Genomic DNA, 14,279 nt, shown 5'->3' with positions numbered 1-14,279 from the left:
ACTTATGCAAACCTATTCTGTCCTTGTGGCCGATGATGAGCCTTTGGCGCTTTCCTTAGTAGAAAAATACGTTAAGCAAATTCCCTTTTTGCAGCTGATTGGCAGCCACAGCAATGCCTTATCGGTGCTAGAGCAACTAGAAGAAGAGTGGGTAGACATACTCATTCTCGATATTCAGATGCCCAATCTTTCGGGTATGCAGCTGGCCCAACAACTGGCTGGGCAGGGGCATAAAATTATATTCACTACGGCTTTTGAGCAGTATGCCATTCAGGGCTATAAGGTCAATGCTGTCGATTATCTGCTCAAGCCCTTTGCCTTTGAAGAGCTGCTCTCGGCGGCCCAAAAGGCCAAACAGCAACTGCAGGCGGTTACGGTAGTGCAGGAAGACTACCTGATCCTCAAGTCCGACTATAAACTGCAACAAATTGCCCTAGATGATATACTCTATATCGAGGGTCTAAAAGATTATGTGCGCATTCATCGCAGATCTACTGATAAAAGTTTGCTCAGCCTATTGAGCATGAAAAGCTTGCAGGCCCGATTGCCTCGGCATCGCTTTATGCGGGTGCATCGCTCCTATATTGTCAATTTAGACAAGATATCCACCATTGAAAGGGGGCAATTGATTTTTGGCAAACAGCATATTCCCGTTTCAGACAAATACAAAGAGGCCTTTCAAGGTTTTATTGATCGCCGATCGGTCTAATTGATCGCCTGGGCCTTACCCTAGCCGATACCATCATTTTATCTAGTTCATTAATCCTGTACAATGAAATATTATTTATCTCTGGCCGTTTTGCTGCTCCTCAGTTGGAGCCTTTCGGCCCAAAACCAAAGCCAGCTCAATGGGCGCATTTTTGATGCGCAAACTCAAGAGCCGTTGATTGGGGCCAATGTTGTTTTGCAGTCGACCAAAGACAGTACAAAGCAATTTGGCACAAGTACCGACTTAGAGGGCGGCTTTCAATTGGCCCTGCCTCAGGGCCCCTACCAGCTCAAAATTTCCTTTTTGGGCTATGAAACCTATGAGCAGCCCTTGCTTTTAGACAAAGCCGCCATTGATTTGGATCCGATCTTGCTCAACGTTTCGGCCCTAGAGGAGGGGGTAGTAGATGTGGTCGGCAAAACGCCTCCCGCAGTGCTCAAAGGCGATACGGTAGAGTTTAACTCTAAGGCCTTTAAAACCAACCCCAATGCTACTGCCGAGGATTTGGTGGAAAAAATGCCGGGTATCGAAATCGAAAACGGAACCGTAAAGGCCCAAGGCGAAACCGTGCAGCAGGTGGTCATTGATGGCAAACCTTTTTTTGGACAAGATGCCAAAACTACCCTAAAAAACTTGCCTGCCGATATGGTGGATAAGGTCCAAGTGTATGACCAAAAGAGCCGCCAAGCCCAATTTTCTGGCTTTGAAGATGGCGAAGAAAGCAAAACGATCAACATTATTTCTAAGCCAGCTTATCGCTCGGGGACTTTTGGTCGCTTTTATGCCGGTATAGGCCATGACGATGGCCAAGAAGCCGACGACGATTGGCGCTATCGCCTAGGTGGGGTCTACAACCGCTTCAATGGCAATGAACGCATCTCGATTTTGGGCCAACTCAATAATATCAATGAGCAGAACTTTAGCTCTGAAGATTTGGCCGGAGTGGCCGCTTCGGGTGGAGGTGGTCGCCGCCGCTGGCGCGGTGGTAGCCTCGGTAACTTCTTGGTCGATGATAATGGCGGAATCAATGAGACCTATGCCGGGGGAATTAACTACAGCAACGAATGGAACAAAAAATGGAAGCTCAACGGAAGCTACTTTTTTAATCAAACCAATAATATCGGCTTCGATTCTACTTTCCGTAGCTTTATTTCGGAAGAAGAGGCGGGGCAGTATTATCTAGAGTCGCAAAACCAAAATAGTACGAATATCAACCATCGGGCGACCTTTCGACTAGAGTATGAAATCAATGATCGCAACCAGATTGAAATTGAACCCAACCTGAGTGTGCAAATCAATCAGGGCGAGCAAATGAGCCAGTCCGAAACCTATAATATTGAGCAAACGCTCAACCAAAGCCAAAGCCTCTTTAATAGCGAGCTGACGGCCTACAATTTTCGCAACCGTTTGCTCTATCGCCACCGCCTAAAAAAGAGGGGCCGAACCTTTTCGGTCCGTATTCAACAAGAGCTTAGCGGGCAAAATGGCAATAATCAGTTGCAGTCTGAAAATAATTATTATAGCCTCAACCAAATTGATTCTATTGACCAATCTTCTGATTTGGACGAATACGAACGCAGCTACTCGGCCCGCCTAGAATATAGCGAACCGCTAAACAAACAAATGCAACTACAGTTTCGCTACGATCCCTCAATTAGCTACAATGAGGCCGAGCAGTTTACCTTTAATTTTGATGGCCAAGATTATAATTTGCTCGATACCTTTTTGTCTAATGAGGCCGATAGCCGCTATGAGCGCCATCGTGCTTCTTTGGGCCTGCGCTACAATAAAAAAGGCTTCCGCTTTTATGTCCGCGCCTCGGCACAATGGGCCCAATTGTCGGCCACGCAGGTCTATCCACAAAGCTTTGAAAATAGCTACAATTTCTTCAATATCTTGCCTTTTGCCGTCATGCGCTACAAGATTTCGAAGACAAAAAATTTACGCATTTTTTATAGAGCCGGAACCGATGAGCCTTCTATTGGTCAATTGCAGGAGGTGGTCGATAATAGCAACCCCATCCAATTGTCTATCGGTAATGCGCAGCTTGGCCAAGAAACCAATCACCGCATTAACTTTCATTATGCCAGCCCCAATCCGAGCAAAAATACCATGTTTTTTGTCGGTTTCAGTGCACAGTATAATAAAGATTATCTGGGCGAAAGTACCTTTATCGCTTATCAGGATACTAGCTTTTTGGGCGTAGATTTGGCCCAAGGGACGCAGCTCACGCAAGATGTCAATTTGGACCGCCAATATCAGATGGATCTCTTTGCCGATTATAGCTTTCCGCTCAATTTTCTTAAGTCAAATTTTGGAATTAAATTTGGCGGCTCTTTCTCCGAAACCCCCAGCCTGATTAACAATCAGCTCAACTATTCTCGACAGCCTTCTGGCCGTTTGGGCTTTAAACTAAGCTCGAATATTAGCGAGAAAGTTGACTTTACTCTGAGTACGGACGGAAGCGTCAATTATTCGATCAATAGCCTCAATACTAGCTCGAATAACCGCTACTATAACCAAACTACTCGCCTGCGGGCCTATTGGAACCCCTGGAAAACTTTGGTCCTACAAACGGACCTCAGCCACCAACATTATGCGGGCCTTTCCGATGGCTTTAATACCGACTTTTTGCTCTGGAATGCCAGTCTTTCGACGCAGCTTTTCAAGAACCAACGCGGAGAACTTGGCCTTTATGTCTATGATATTTTGGGCCAAAATACTAGCCTGAGCCGAAACTTTACGGCCAGCTATATTGAGGACCAAATTGGGCAGGTGTTGGAGCGCTATTTTATGCTCCGCTTTAGCTACCGTTTTGTGCCCAAAAAGGGAAGCCTAGTCGATGAGGAAAAATCTAAGGAAATGATTGAGCATCATCAACGTCGTCGCAGCGGTCGTGGTCCCGGTGGCCCTCCTCCTCCTCCCCGTTAGGCTAAAGAAAAGGCGATCGATGAAAAGTCGTTTTTTATGAGGGGCTACTGTTTTGGGGCTGCCCACTCGCTTCGCTCGGGTCGGGCCATTGCGCAGCTCGCAGGTCTGCTCGGCCCTGCAGCGGCAAAGCCGCTTTGGTCTGCCGCCTTCGGCGGCCCTGCTACAGCCCCTCAGCCTGCGGGCCTATCGGCCCTTGGGTTGACCCACTTTTTATAGCGGTGTCAATTTAGGGATCGATATCCATCATACATAAATATGAATCTCTCTAACCCTAGTCCTATTTTCTTGACGGATACGGCATGCCTAGTTTTCTTCACTGCGCCATTAAATCCGCCCAACCTTGCTATGATCCAATAGGCCCAAGCTATTGATTTAGAGGTAAATGGGTTACGCAAAGAAGGGCTTTGGCTTTCGCCTTTTAGATATTGTTTAAATATAAGATCTAAGACTTCTACTTCATCTTCTGTGAAAATAGAGGTTGCTGGAGTCTCATTATCTTGGTTAAGTCCAGCTTCTTTAAGCTTAAGGACCTTGTCAGATGCACTGATTGCCATAAGTATCATTTTGCGGATAGCTTTACCTGTTTTTAAACATATGTTTTCAATATCAAAGCCATCTGATTTTAAATATTTAAAGTATGTTTCAATTAACCACCTCTTGCGGTAGCAAAGAACAAGCTCTAAGAGCTCTTCTTCGCTGTTGATTTCTTCATTTGTGAGTAAGCGCCAACTGATGGTTTCATCATCATGATCTTTTTTTGTTCGGCTTCTTTTTCTAGCGGCAGATTTTGAAAAACCTTTGCCCTTTTCAAAGACCTCAATAACATTGATTGTCATTGGTTTAGGCCTTGGTTCGCCAAGAACATACTTACAAGATTTGGGAACGGCAAAAGTCACTTTTTTAGATCGAACAACTAGCTTCTTCCCGTTAAGTTTTTTACGGCTACTCTTGACCGTTTCTGTCGTCTCAAAGTCTGCTGGATAATGTTCAAAGACATCACATAATGGAATCTTTTTGCCATCCTCCCAAATCGTTGCTCGTCTATCTGTTCGAGACCGAATCAAGAACTTAATATGCTGTCTGAAAAAACTTTCCATCATGGGATAAACATCTCCTTCTCGATCACAAACATGTAAAATATCAATTAGGTCGTTAATTACTTTTAACGCAGATTCTGTCTCTTCTACATTTACTTTCCATCTCGTAATTTCACCTCTAAAATGACCCGTATTTCTATTTTCAGCCTCCTTACAAGTTACTCTATTTTTATATCGATTATAAAGCTGAACACCTCCTAAGCCATGATAATGAAAGCTTTCTCGACCATATAGTAGAGCCATGTGAAGAAATACAGACAAATTTGTTTCCCGACCTCCAGGGCCTAAACCCTCTTTGTCCGTTAGTCTATTTCTTTGCTTATTCAGTACAACTTCAGAGGTGTCGTGAAAGGCCAGAAGCTTTTCTTCAACCACCTTCATAGACTCCCTACTTTTGCCAATAAACTCAAATTGAATGTATTCCTCAGTAAGATTTTTGTTTGATAACAACCTCATGAAAGCCTTACGGTCTGCATCAGTTTTTGCTACATTTGTTAAATGTGGGTTAGGATTATTTTTTAGACTCTCTGCTAATCTATAACATACTCTCACTGATTGCTTATTTAGCATAAATGAAGATACCTTTGTACTGTCCATATAAATCTTGATTTAGAGCTAAGTTAAGCTTATTTTTAAAAGTGGGTCAACCCAAGCCTATCGGCCCTGTCCGCCGCAAAAATGGACCAAAAAAAGGCCTTAGCTGCTTCTGCAGCTGGGGCCTTTTGCTTTTCTGGGCAAAAAACTGTTATTTAAGAGATATCTTAGTATATTCGGATTCAAAATATCCCCAGTATAAGCTATGGAACCTATACTCAACTTAAATTTTATGCATCCGCAATACGGCACGCTCATGAATGCCGAGGTGGATCTTAGTTTCTCTGCTGCCGAAATGATTGAGCAGCTGGAACTTAGTGGCTTCCTTCCCCGAGGGGGCAGCTACCAACTGGCTTTTGGCGAGCAGCTTTTGCAGGCCGAACAGCAGTTGCAGCAACTTAGTGATTTGTATGAGGGCAGCATCTTGCGCATTGAGCAAGAAGGGCCAGCGGCCAAGCATTTTATTTATATACAAGACCCTTTGGGCCAAACTTATGCCCCCTTAGCCTTTGATGAGGAGCAATTGCCCCAGCAGGCCCTGCAGCAATTAGTCGATCAAGGCTTTTTGAGTGACTTGCCCGGAGATTTAAACCTTTACTTTAAGGGCGAGGCCTTGTTTTTGGACCAAAGTTTTGGAGCGCAGGGCTTGGCCGCTGGGGCCTACCTTCAGCTGCGCTCAGTTTCGCAAGCTTCTATAGAGGAAGAGCTAGAAAACTTGCAAAAGCGCCTGCAAGAATTAGAAGCGCAGCAAAATCAAAAATTAGACTTGATTATTGAGCAATTGCCGCCCCCTTCGGCTATTCCGATAGACCCCAATTATGCGGTTCGACCAACGGCAGATCCCTATCAAAGTATAGATAGCTTGTTGTATGCGCTGCGGATGGAAGAGGGCTTGCCCGTACTAGAAAAAGTGCGAATTTGGAGCCCTATTCCCCTTGCTATTTACATTGTTTTGGCTGCTGCGGCTGTAGTGGGTCTTCTCTTTCTTATTTTATCATTCATTTAATCCCCTATATATATGAACTGGGACGAATTTGTCGAGCAGTTGCCTTTTTATGCCCTGAGTTTTGCGGGCTTGTTGGCCTTGGTGGCGGTAAGTTGGTTTTGGGCGCGTAGTCGCTTTATGGGCGAGTTGGCCAAATACCAAACTGAAATTGCCAAATTGCAATTGGGCCGAAATGACCAACTTTTTGCTTTGGAGGATGCCTGCAAGGCAAAAAACGAGCGTATTCGCTTAATCTTGAAGGACCTCAAAAAGCAGTTGAGAGAAAAGAATGGGGAAATGGTTCGGGCGCGCCGCAACGAGCTGAGCAATGTCTTTGTGCTGGATTATTGTCCGGCCATGCAGGCCTATTGTCGTTTGGCCCAAGAAATCTTTGAGTTGGACCGAGAGAAGCGCCAACAATTTATCGAAAACCATTTGAATCCCTTTTTGCAATTGGCGGGCGATCTGTTGCAGGTCCTCAACCAAAAGAAACTGACGGATATGGCGGGGCCGGGTGCCTTGCCTATTCGCTATCAGTATATGGATTTTGACTTTGCCTTTGACTTTTTGCGGGCGCAGATTCGCTTTCAAGATTTTGACCTCAAGCAGGTGCGCAAGGCCCATTTGGAGCGCTTGGGCTTTGAGCGGGCCGTAAAAATCCACAACTAATGAAGAATACTGCATTTTGGCTGGGCTTACTCTTAGGGATGTTATTGAGTTTATTGGGGGCGGGCGCTTTCTTTTACTTCTATATCTATAGTGAGATAGAAAGTTTGAAGACAGAGACGAGAACCGAATTTAAGAGCTTTAAATCTTTTTGGGAAAGCGAATTGAAGGAAGAGGTACTGGATGTTAAGTCGGCGGCTTGGAAGCTAGCCGAGGAGAAGTGGAAGGCTTATAAGGCCGAGCAATTGGCCAAGGACAGTTTGGCTGCAGAAAACTAGTATTGGAGGGGACAGGGCGCGGAGCGCCCGCAGGCTGAGGGATGGACAGCAGTGGCCCGAAGGGCCAGACCCAGCCGCCTTTGGCGGCGCAGGGCCGAGCGAACAGCGAGCTGCGAAACAGCCCGACCCGACCGATAATTCATGAGGGTTTCAACCCTCATTTTGTATAGCTTCGCAAAGCGATACCGCTTTGCGCTGGGTTTCAACCCAGCGGAAGGGGCAGCCCCAAATAAAAATAACTAAAAACAAGAACCAAGAATGAATGCTAAAGAATTGCAGGTAGTCAGCTTTTTGAAAAAGCGGGACATACAGTTTGTTATTCCTATTTATCAGCGGAATTACGATTGGGGGCAGAAGGAGTGTTCCGATTTATTTAAGGACATTATAGATGTGGTCAGTCATCATCGCAGCTCTCATTTTATAGGGAGTATTGTGTTTATTTATGATGGCTTATTTAGTAGTAGTGAGATTAGTGAGCTGGTGATAATTGATGGTCAGCAGCGTCTGACGACTTTAAATATTTTGTTGGTGGCCTTGTATCGTTTTGCTTTGGAGAGTGGTCAGCAGCGGGATGCGGCTAGAATTTACAATAGTTATTTGTGTAATGAGTATGCGGAAGAGGAGAACTACAAATTGAAATTGAAGCAAACGGATAAGAATGCGCTTGCTTTTGAGGCGATACTTTTGGGGGAGGAGGATAAGGTAGAGGGGGGGGCTAAGGTCCTGGAAAACTACCGTTTTTTTAAGGGGCTGGTCAATAAAGACAACTTTCAGTTGATCGAGCAGGGTTTGAAACGCTTGATCTTTGTAGAGATTGCTTTGGAGCGGGGGAAAGATGATCCACAGCGGATCTTTGAGAGTTTGAACTCTACGGGTTTAGATCTTTCGCAGTCTGATTTGATTCGGAACTACATATTGATGGATTTGGATCCTAAAGAGCAGGCGCGGGTTTATAAGCGGATTTGGTATCCGATAGAGGAGAATGCTAGAAACTGGGGCGAGGATAAATCTATGGTTTCGGCTTTTATTCGGGATTACTTGACCTTAAAGAACAAGACGATTCCCAAGAAATCTAAGGTATATCAGACCTTTAAAGAGCAGTGTCAGGATAAGAAGGGGGAGGAATACTGGAACGATTTGGAGCAGATCAAGAGCTTATCATATCATTATCATTTGTTTATCAATCCGAGAGCAGAGCGAGATAAAGACATTCGGCAGGAGTTAGAGTACATTAACCAACTGGATGTTAATGTAGTATATCCTTTTTTATTGCAGCTTTTTGAGGATAAGGAAAATGGGGTGATTTCTAAGTTAGATTTGATTGCGATCCTTCAGTTTTTGCAGGCATATGTCTGGCGTCGGTTTATTATGGGTTTGCCTACTAGTGCCTTGAATAAGATTTTCATGGTTTTATATGCAGAGGTGGATAGTGAGGACTATTTAAATTCTATTTATCAGGCTATCTTGAAAAAGCGGGGCGCTGGGCGTTTTCCTTTGGATGCGGAATTGAGGCAGGCCTTGAAGGATCGAGATCTTTATCATATAACAGCGAGAAAGAGAAACTATCTTTTTGAGAAGTTAGAAAACTATAACAACAGAGAATATGTAGACACTAGAGATGAGCGCATTAGTGTAGAGCATATTTTTCCGCAGAAGCTTAGTGAAGATTGGCGAAAAGAACTAGCTGAAGAGGACATACAAGCCTTTGAGCATCGTTATTTGCATACGATAGGGAATTTGACCTTATCGGGAAATAATGGGGCTTTGGGGAATAAAACCTTTAGGGCAAAAAAAGAGATGAATATTCAGGGGAAAGAGCAGGGTTATCAGTATAGTCGTTTGTGGTTAAATAAATACTTGAGTAGTTTATCTTCTTGGGATATACAGGCCTATCAAGAGCGGACAGTTATTATTACCGAGCGTTTTTTAGAGATATGGCCTTATCCAGAAGTAGAGGTTAAGGAGGAGTTTTTAGAGCCAGAGCTTCATATCATGGAGGCGAGTTTGCCCAAGAACAAGAAATTGGCCTATTTCATCTTTGAGGGGGAGAAAGTAGAAGAAGGCCGATTTACGCAGATGTATCTGTATGTTTTGCGAGCGTTATATGAAAGGAATGCTGCTTTGCTTTTGAGTCAGCCAGATCGGCTTAAAGTTAGTGAACGGGCTGAGGATTTTCGGGCTCCACAATTGCTTGTCGGTTCCTATTATGTAGAGACAAACTCAGATAGCAATAGTAAGTTTACTACCCTCAAGAGCTTACTGCCTTTATTTGGTCTAGAAGATGCTTTACTCCTTAAGTATCGGGATAAGCAAGAGTTGGGAGAAAAAATAGCAGCGACAAAGAAGGACCGCTTTTTTATGCGGAAGAAATACTGGACGCAACTATTACCTCAAATAAAGGATACGACTCTTTTTCAGCGGGTATCTCCGTCTAAGGATCATTGGCTGAGTTGTGGAGCCGGAACGACTAGTGTGTATTATAGCTTAATCATGACAAAAGACGAAGCTCGAATCGAGGTTTCTATTACTGGCGCAGAGAAGACAAGAAACAAGGAGATATTTAGAAAGCTATTTGGGTATAAGGAAGAAATAGAGGCAGTATTTGGGCAGCCTTTGGTTTGGCAAGAGATGGCAGACAACAAAAAGAGTTGTATTCGCTTTGATTTGAAGGGCGTTAGTTTAGGGCGTGAAGAAGATTGGCCAAAAGCAAATCGTTTCTTTATTGATTACCTTCCCAAAATGGAGGAAGCTTTTAGCCCATACCTTAAGAGAAGGGGCGGAAAGAACTAAACTTTTCGTTCTTAAGTTTCTTTTAAAGATTGGCTTTTCTCATTTTGCGATGAAAGCTGTACTTTTGTTATCCGCAGGATTTGCGGACAGATTACTTTAACCAAAATTTCTCTTTAGAAGATGAAAAGATTTGCAGCCCAATTTCTCAGCTTTGCATTCATTGGCTTGATGGCGTTTACCTTTATGCAGTGTGGCGGAGGAGTTTCTGCCGCCGAGGTGGAAGCAACCAAAACCGATGTTGCTGTTCAGAATAACAACACAGTAGGACCTACTGGAACGCAACCCACTCAATCCATCCAGGCTCAACAGTCTGGCAACCCACAAGAAGCCGTAGACCCCGCTTTGGCCACAACTATGAAGTTTGCCGAGGATGCCTTTGATTTTGGCACCATTAAGCAAGGCGAAAAAGTGACACATACTTTTAAGTTTACTAATGATGGCGACAAGCCCTTGACGATCACCAATGCCAAAGGATCTTGCGGTTGTACTGTGCCTCAGTACCCTAAAGAGCCTATTGCTCCAGGTGAATCTGGCGAAATTGAAGTAGAGTTTAACTCTGCAGGCAAGAAAGGTGCACAAACTAAATTTGTGACACTAACCGCCAACACCAACCCTGCTCAAACTCGTCTGACCATCAAGGCCGATGTAGTAACGACAGAAACAAAATAAGCGATTAAAGCGCTAAAAGAAAGGAGTTGCAGCCAGCGGGCTACAACTCCTTTTTCTATTTTTGGGGACCTATAAATTAGGCTTCGCTTTCCTTATAGGCTAGGGCTGCGCGGATAAAATCGATAAAAATTGGGTGGGGACTTTCTACTCGACTTTTATATTCGGGATGAAATTGAACGGCCAAAAACCAGGGGTGGTTTTTGAGTTCTACGGCCTCCACTAGTCCAGTTTCTGGGTTGCGACCAGAGGCGATCAGGCCGGCCTCCTCAAAGGCTTGCAGATAATTATTATTGAACTCATAGCGGTGGCGATGGCGTTCAGAAATCTCTTTTTGGCCATAGATTTGGGCCATTTTGCTACCTTCTTGGAGCTGGCAGGGGTAGGCGCCTAGGCGCATGCTGCCGCCCAAATTCTCAATACTTTCTTGTTCCTCCATTAGGGAAATTACGGGCTCGGGCGTTTGGGCCTGCATTTCGGTAGAATTGGCTTGTTGGAGGCCCAAAACATGACGGGCAAACTCAATCACGGCGCATTGCATGCCCAGACAGATGCCCAGAAAAGGGATATTATTTTCTCGCAGATAGCGAATGGCCGTAATTTTTCCTTCAACCCCTCTTTCGCCAAAGCCTGGGGCCACCAGCACGGCAGATAGTCCCTTGAGTTCTTGGGCCACCGTACTTTCATTGATATGGGCCGAGTGAATATGGCGAATATGCACCTTACATTCATTGCTCACGCCGGCATGAATAAAGGCCTCATGAATCGATTTATAGGCATCTTGGAGCTCGATATATTTGCCTACCAGCCCAATTTCGATTTCATGCATAGGATTTTTGAGTTGGCCCAAAAAGCGCTTCCAGCGGTCTAATTTGGGCTCATGTCGGTCTAACAAGCGAAGCTTTGTGAGAATATTGCTATCCAGTTTTTCCTTGAGCATCAGCATGGGCACATCATAAATACTTTTGGCATCGCGGGCCTCAATCACCGAGGGGGCATCGAGGTTGCAAAAGAGGGCCAATTTCCGTTTGATTTCCATACTGAGCGGATGCTCGGTTCGGCAGACCAGAATATCGGGTTGGATACCTGAGCCGAGTAATTCTTTGACCGAATGTTGGGTGGGTTTTGTTTTCAGTTCGCCGGCTGCACGAAGGTAAGGGACCAAAGTGAGGTGGACCGTCAGGCAGTTTTCTCGACCGAGTTCCCAGCGCATTTGCCGCATCGCTTCCACATAGGGCAGAGACTCAATATCGCCCACCGTGCCACCAATTTCGACCAAGACAATATCGTAATTACCCTGATTGGCTAGGGCCATGATATTGCGTTTAATTTCATTAGTAATATGGGGGACCACCTGCACCGTTTTGCCCAGATAATCGCCAGCTCTTTCTCGGTTAATCACGCTTTGGTAAATTCTGCCCGTGGTCACATTATTGGCCTGCGAGCTATTTTGGTTAAGGAAGCGTTCGTAATGGCCGAGATCGAGGTCCGTTTCGGCCCCATCTTCGGTCACATAGCATTCGCCATGTTCGTAGGGGTTCAGGGTACCGGGGTCCACATTGATATAGGGGTCTAATTTCAGGATTGTCACTGAAAAGCCCCTAGCTTGCAGGAGTTTACCCACGGAGGCGGCAATAATCCCTTTGCCCAAAGAGGAGCTCACTCCACCTGTAACAAAGATATACTTGGTCATAATATTTTTCATATCGTACGGATTTAGACAAGCGGTAATGGGGGCAAAAATACGGTTTTTTTGCTGGCTCTTTGGCTTATAAAATCAAATTACTGTTAAGGACTGGGGGAGGGGCCTCCGCTGCGGCCTGCGGCCTTGCGGCGCTACGTTTCGGGGCTCGCAGGTCTGCTCGGCCCTTCAGGCTTCACTTCGTTTCGCCTTCGGTCTGGCCTTCGGCCACCCCTGCACATCGCTAGGCCGTTTGGCCTTCGGCCTGCGGCGGCTTTGCCGCCTGTAGGTCGCGGAAAAAGGGGCCAAAATTAAATTAGGAAGTATAGGAGATAAGTTTTATATTGTGAGCAGGAAATGTCTTTAGATAGTGGGAAAATCCAAATCTTAAAACTTTCTTAAAATGAAAAAAGAGCATTTGGGAGCTTTGCGGTATATTTTAGAGTTTGGTGGCTCTAATGTCGGTGAAAGCGTTCTTATGGCTTTTTGAATTATATGATAGTTTTGCTATACTAAACCCTTTGCAGGCGAAGCAGCATTGAAACATTTCTCAGTTAGTAGGTTTGGTAAATATTGGCCAATACTAAACCCTTTGCAGGCGAAGCAGCATTGAAACCCGACTTGAGCGGACAACCAACGACCCCACAGGAATACTAAACCCTTTGCAGGCGAAGCAGCATTGAAACGTCACTTTTAGCTTTTCGCCTTCAGCCCATTCTATATACTAAACCCTTTGCAGGCGAAGCAGCATTGAAACTAGCAGAGGCTTCCCACTTGACTGACCTGTTATGGATACTAAACCCTTTGCAGGCGAAGCAGCATTGAAACCTCAATTTTAATTTCGGGCATTACCATGCTTTGCATACTAAACCCTTTGCAGGCGAAGCAGCATTGAAACGCCACTGCCAAGAAGCAGAAGTCTCTGTATAAAAAATACTAAACCCTTTGCAGGCGAAGCAGCATTGAAACTTCAGCGTGGAAGCTGGCAACCTTTGACCCTTTTATACTAAACCCTTTGCAGGCGAAGCAGCATTGAAACTTAAAAGAGCCCTCTAGGGCCTCTTTTGTTTTTATACTAAACCCTTTGCAGGCGAAGCAGCATTGAAACATTCCTGGCAAACTCTCATATGAGTTCCCAGCCCTATACTAAACCCTTTGCAGGCGAAGCAGCATTGAAACTATTATAAATTCATAAGTCTATGAAATCCGCATCTCAAATACTAAACCCTTTGCAGGCGAAGCAGCATTGAAACTCATAATGTAATAAATTTAGAGTTAATTAAATATAATACTAAACCCTTTGCAGGCGAAGCAGCATTGAAACATTTCTTCATTGAAATCTCAGCAGCAATCTTATCAAATACTAAACCCTTTGCAGGCGAAGCAGCATTGAAACTACTTCGAATGTGTAGAAGCTACACATGGAAAGTTTATACTAAACCCTTTGCAGGCGAAGCAGCATTGAAACATCCTCTCCATCAATGTAGTGGGGAGGAATAGTTCATACTAAACCCTTTGCAGGCGAAGCAGCATTGAAACTGACAGCTTTAGAATATTATAAGTTTATAAATGTATACTAAACCCTTTGCAGGCGAAGCAGCATTGAAACCCCCTTGCCGAAGCGATGGCTATGGCCCTAAAAACATACTAAACCCTTTGCAGGCGAAGCAGCATTGAAACAGTTCTTCCAGCTCCTTATCCGTACTCGTGTGCAATACTAAACCCTTTGCAGGCGAAGCAGCATTGAAACAGCTCTTGTTTTAAGAGAGCTTTGAAGTCATTTCTAATACTAAACCCTTTGCAGGCGAAGCAGCATTGAAACCCCATAGGCAGGTGGCCTGTTGACCATACTGTATAATACTAAACCCTTTGCAGGCGAAGC

General features: G+C 44.8%; 9 protein-coding genes and 1 CRISPR repeat array (1 of these 10 running past the window's edge). Of the genes, 7 read left to right on the top strand and 2 right to left on the bottom strand.

Features of this window, described 5'->3' with window-relative positions; all coding sequences use genetic code 11:
• The first annotated feature begins 4 nt into the window (after positions 1-4).
• Together SGRA_RS00750 and SGRA_RS00745 are read left to right on the top strand one after the other, a co-directional pair.
• Positions 5-709 (top strand): LytR/AlgR family response regulator transcription factor, encoded by a 705-nt coding sequence (locus SGRA_RS00750; protein ID WP_014373168.1) that lies wholly within the window; start codon positions 5-7, stop codon positions 707-709.
• A 63-nt stretch (positions 710-772) separates the two neighbouring features.
• On the top strand, positions 773-3,640 hold the full coding sequence (locus tag SGRA_RS00745; RefSeq protein ID WP_014373167.1) for a TonB-dependent receptor: 2,868 nt from the start codon (positions 773-775) through the stop codon (positions 3,638-3,640).
• 221 nt (positions 3,641-3,861) lie between these two features.
• Here SGRA_RS00745 and SGRA_RS00735 read toward each other — a convergent pair whose 3' ends face one another.
• Positions 3,862-5,307, bottom strand: coding sequence for an IS4 family transposase (locus tag SGRA_RS00735; RefSeq protein WP_014373165.1), 1,446 nt, complete (start codon positions 5,305-5,307; stop codon positions 3,862-3,864).
• A 229-nt stretch (positions 5,308-5,536) separates the two neighbouring features.
• Here SGRA_RS00735 and SGRA_RS00730 point away from each other — a divergent pair, with 229 nt between their 5' ends.
• The 5 genes from SGRA_RS00730 (at position 5,537) to SGRA_RS00710 (ending at position 10,719) form a co-directional block, all read left to right on the top strand.
• Entirely contained in the window at positions 5,537-6,337 is an 801-nt protein-coding gene (locus tag SGRA_RS00730; RefSeq protein WP_014373164.1) for a hypothetical protein, read from the top strand.
• Between the two features lie 12 nt (positions 6,338-6,349).
• The gene (locus SGRA_RS00725; protein WP_014373163.1) at positions 6,350-6,985 is read left to right on the top strand and encodes a hypothetical protein; all 636 of its coding nucleotides are present in this window, start codon (positions 6,350-6,352) and stop codon (positions 6,983-6,985) included.
• A complete protein-coding gene (locus tag SGRA_RS00720) occupies positions 6,985-7,260 on the top strand; it encodes a hypothetical protein (protein ID WP_014373162.1) in 276 nt (91 codons plus the stop codon). Before SGRA_RS00725 ends, SGRA_RS00720 begins: the two co-directional genes overlap by 1 nt.
• 258 nt (positions 7,261-7,518) lie before the next feature.
• Complete coding sequence (locus SGRA_RS00715; RefSeq protein WP_014373161.1) at positions 7,519-10,050, top strand: DUF4268 domain-containing protein; 2,532 nt, start codon at positions 7,519-7,521, stop codon at positions 10,048-10,050.
• A gap of 120 nt (positions 10,051-10,170) precedes the next feature.
• Positions 10,171-10,719: a DUF1573 domain-containing protein gene (locus SGRA_RS00710; RefSeq protein WP_014373160.1), complete on the top strand. Its 549-nt coding sequence runs from the start codon at positions 10,171-10,173 to the stop codon at positions 10,717-10,719.
• Positions 10,720-10,795: 76 nt separating this feature from the next.
• Here SGRA_RS00710 and SGRA_RS00705 read toward each other — a convergent pair whose 3' ends face one another.
• Positions 10,796-12,409 (bottom strand): CTP synthase, encoded by a 1,614-nt coding sequence (locus tag SGRA_RS00705; RefSeq protein WP_014373159.1) that lies wholly within the window; start codon positions 12,407-12,409, stop codon positions 10,796-10,798.
• 497 nt (positions 12,410-12,906) lie between these two features.
• Positions 12,907-14,279: a CRISPR direct-repeat array (repeat unit 36 nt; unit sequence ATACTAAACCCTTTGCAGGCGAAGCAGCATTGAAAC) (it continues 10,406 nt past the right edge of the window).

It is taken from the genome of Saprospira grandis str. Lewin, from assembly GCF_000250635.1.
Lineage (GTDB): Bacteria > Bacteroidota > Bacteroidia > Chitinophagales > Saprospiraceae > Saprospira > Saprospira grandis.
This window is presented reverse-complemented; position numbering and strand designations above follow the sequence as displayed.

Bases quoted from the DNA above. Each gene is read 5' to 3' on its own strand.
- SGRA_RS00750 (WP_014373168.1), top strand. From the start codon at position 5: ATGCAAACCTATTCTGTCCTTGTGGCCGATGATGAGCCTTTGGCGCTT.
- SGRA_RS00745 (WP_014373167.1), top strand. From the start codon at position 773: ATGAAATATTATTTATCTCTGGCCGTTTTGCTGCTCCTCAGTTGGAGC.
- SGRA_RS00735 (WP_014373165.1), bottom strand. From the start codon at position 5,307: ATGCTAAATAAGCAATCAGTGAGAGTATGTTATAGATTAGCAGAGAGT.
- SGRA_RS00730 (WP_014373164.1), top strand. From the start codon at position 5,537: ATGGAACCTATACTCAACTTAAATTTTATGCATCCGCAATACGGCACG.
- SGRA_RS00725 (WP_014373163.1), top strand. From the start codon at position 6,350: ATGAACTGGGACGAATTTGTCGAGCAGTTGCCTTTTTATGCCCTGAGT.
- SGRA_RS00720 (WP_014373162.1), top strand. From the start codon at position 6,985: ATGAAGAATACTGCATTTTGGCTGGGCTTACTCTTAGGGATGTTATTG.
- SGRA_RS00715 (WP_014373161.1), top strand. From the start codon at position 7,519: ATGAATGCTAAAGAATTGCAGGTAGTCAGCTTTTTGAAAAAGCGGGAC.
- SGRA_RS00710 (WP_014373160.1), top strand. From the start codon at position 10,171: ATGAAAAGATTTGCAGCCCAATTTCTCAGCTTTGCATTCATTGGCTTG.
- SGRA_RS00705 (WP_014373159.1), bottom strand. From the start codon at position 12,409: ATGACCAAGTATATCTTTGTTACAGGTGGAGTGAGCTCCTCTTTGGGC.